Source organism: Corynebacterium nasorum (genome assembly GCF_022345765.1).
GTDB lineage: Bacteria > Actinomycetota > Actinomycetes > Mycobacteriales > Mycobacteriaceae > Corynebacterium > Corynebacterium kefirresidentii.
On record NZ_JAKRDR010000038.1, the window covers coordinates 1 to 1,907 of the forward strand.

The following is a 1,907-nucleotide window of genomic DNA, read 5'->3' on the forward strand; positions in this document are numbered from 1 at the left end:
TCGGCAGCGTCGGACAGCTTGTCCTTAGCCTCGGAGGTGACCTGGTCGGCCTTGCCCTCGTTAGCTACGTCCTTGTTGTCGGTAGCTTCGCCGTAGGCTTCCTTTGCCTTGCCTACGAGGCCGTCCTTCTTGTTTTCCAAATCGCCCATAATCACTCCTTTGGGGTAGTCAGTCGATAACTAATACCCATAATACGCTCCTCTTTTAGTGCAGGCAAGAGAAGAACTTTCGGCACACCGCGGTGTGTTTAGCCGTAAAGAGAGACGCCATAGATCTAAAAGCCACATGATGAAACATATGGCATAGCGCATGTTCCGCCATATGGCACGGCACACGCTATGACATCTGCCAAAGCAAATGTCCGCTCGCGTGCAGTTCTACCTGCGCGTTCACATGCTCATCCCCAGCATGTAGGCGCCGAAATTGACGGATCCAGGTACAGCTACGGGTAGCTCTGTGCGCGTTTTCCCTCGTGGGCGGCTTTTATAAAGGCAGGGGTGGAATCATGCTTCTAGGTCTCGTCAGGTGTGGCTGCTAGCGTTAGTGCTGGTTCACAATCACACCCCGCTGGGTGTGGGCGTGACTTCCTCGTCGGTGCGCGGTAAGGCCCGCGCGTGACGTGGGCTGTCCCGCGCGCCCTTTTTCAGGCGAGCGGACAACCCTACGACGTAAAAGGGAGGTAGACAATGGGTAAGCACTCATTGGATACACCCGGTCGCACAAGAAAAGACCCCGCCACCAAAGGAGCTGCAATCCTTAACTTGGTGAGCGGAGTCCTCAACGTTGCGACCGCTGTCGTGAAGTTCGTTAGCGCGATTCTTCACGTGGGTCTTTAGGCCCGAGGGTCTCAACCGAGTAGCAGTCGGTTGGGGCCCTTTTTATTGTGCAGCGGCAATTCAAAGGTGAACTGTGCTGTCGTGTTTTAGGCTAATGTGCGCGCGGAGGTTTCGCAATACTCCCACACTGAGTACCCATGTCTCTTCTCCTGCTTAGGTATTCATTCCTGCCACATCAGTTGGCTGCGTTCTCTGCCCTCAGGGTGTGTTAGCGTTATTCCCGTAAGATCCTGATGCGCAAAACGCACAGTCTCAGTAGGAAGTCTGAGCGATAACACTAACCAGTGCTATCCGTCGCTTTAGCTCTTATTCTCATGAGAGTTAAAGAATCCAGCGTCGTCAGGTCCGCTTTAGCGTACCTGGAGACAACTTTGCCTGCTCAATTCACCCTTTTCCACGATGGTCAATTTTGGTGCGGAGTCTACGAGACTTCCAGCAACAACCGGCTCCGCGCCGTCCGAGTAGTTTTCGGTCCAGAACCTAATAATTCCGAACTCTATGAGTGGTTACTCGTCAATGGTTCTTCCCTAGTCAAACGTGCCCATCGTTCCGTACCTATACCTGGCGCTATTGAAGAGCCACAGCGAGGAAATCCCAAACGCCTGCAGCGGAAAGTCAATAAGGAGCAACGTAAGACTTCAGGTGTGTCCTCGAAAGCCCAAGAAGCAACAAAATTAAATTTCGAACTAGCTAACGCAAACAAAAAGAAAGCTTCGCGGATCGCTCGGCGCGAAGAAGCACAACGGAAATTTCAGATCCGTGCCGCTAAAAAGAAGGCCAACCATAAAGGCAAGTAGTCGAAGGTGTTAAAGCGAAGTTGCCACACAGCGAGAGGAAAGCTGTGTAGTCGTATGTCTACTTCTGCGCACGTACGATCCCCGCTATATGTCTGCAAGGACAAAGGAGGCCCTAGCCTGGTGAGGGACGTGTCAACTCGAAAGATTTATGCCGTTCGTGCTGTCAAGGGGTGAATGCGCCACTTCGACCGGGAGGTAGTTGTGACGCGTTGGACTCCGAAGGATGTTAAGGATGCTGCTGTTGAGCGCGTGGTGGCAGGCGAGGCAGTTAGCC

The 1,907-nt window shown here is 53.0% G+C and carries 2 protein-coding genes; one reads left to right on the top strand and one right to left on the bottom strand.

Annotation, left to right across the window (positions count from 1 at the left end):
- On the bottom strand, positions 1-149 hold a 149-nt coding region (locus tag MHK04_RS12120), incomplete at its 3' end, for a CsbD family protein (RefSeq protein ID WP_239206856.1).
- A 1,001-nt stretch (positions 150-1,150) separates the two neighbouring features.
- Here MHK04_RS12120 and MHK04_RS12125 point away from each other — a divergent pair.
- Complete coding sequence (locus MHK04_RS12125) at positions 1,151-1,633, top strand: YjdF family protein (protein ID WP_239208486.1); 483 nt, start codon at positions 1,151-1,153, stop codon at positions 1,631-1,633.
- Positions 1,634-1,907 lie beyond the last annotated feature (274 nt).